This window comes from Vibrio sp. 1978, from assembly GCF_033344345.1.
On record NZ_JAWPOP010000963.1, the window covers coordinates 1 to 528 of the forward strand.

At 50.9% G+C, this 528-nt stretch carries 1 protein-coding gene and 1 pseudogene; both read right to left on the minus strand.

Features of this window, described 5'->3' with window-relative positions:
• A pseudogene (locus R8N49_RS30110) lies at positions 1–364 on the minus strand (2-haloalkanoic acid dehalogenase); the annotation flags it as partial.
• An 8-nt stretch (positions 365–372) separates the two neighbouring features.
• Positions 373–528, minus strand: a 156-nt coding sequence (locus tag R8N49_RS30115; RefSeq protein ID WP_318190823.1) for a tyrosine-type recombinase/integrase, incomplete at its 5' end; no start/stop codon positions are given.

Consider the following 528-nt stretch of genomic DNA (forward strand, 5'->3'; position numbering starts at 1 on the left):
ATACATCGAGACTTTGCTGCGGCACGTCAAACTGACTGCGCCATTCCAACGCCAGTTGCACGCCCTCTTCCGCTGCAACTTGAGCTTGCGCTTCATCGTAGCCAACGGATAGAAAACCATGCTTTAACTGCACTAGGCGCCAAAGCGTCACATCGCTTTTGAGATCAGGACTTTGCTGGAGAACATGTTTTTTTACCTGCAACCAGTCGGCCTTTTCCATGTGTGCCACTGCAGGATGCGTTTGTTGCAACCAGGTCAGTAACTCGCGCTCCATACGGACAATCACTGGATGGTTGTCATACAGCGTGTCATCTAGATCGAATGTCATGGCCTTAATCGGCTCGATACGGCGGTAAAATTTCATGCTTTGGCTCACTCCCCGTTCTTTTTGCGGGCGCGTGGGTGGGCTTGGTCATACGCTTGCGCTAGATGCTGGAAATCCAAGTGTGTGTAGATTTGGGTCGTCGATATGTTCTCGTGACCTAAAAGCTCTTGCACCGCACGTAAGTTGTTGCTCGACTCCAGCAT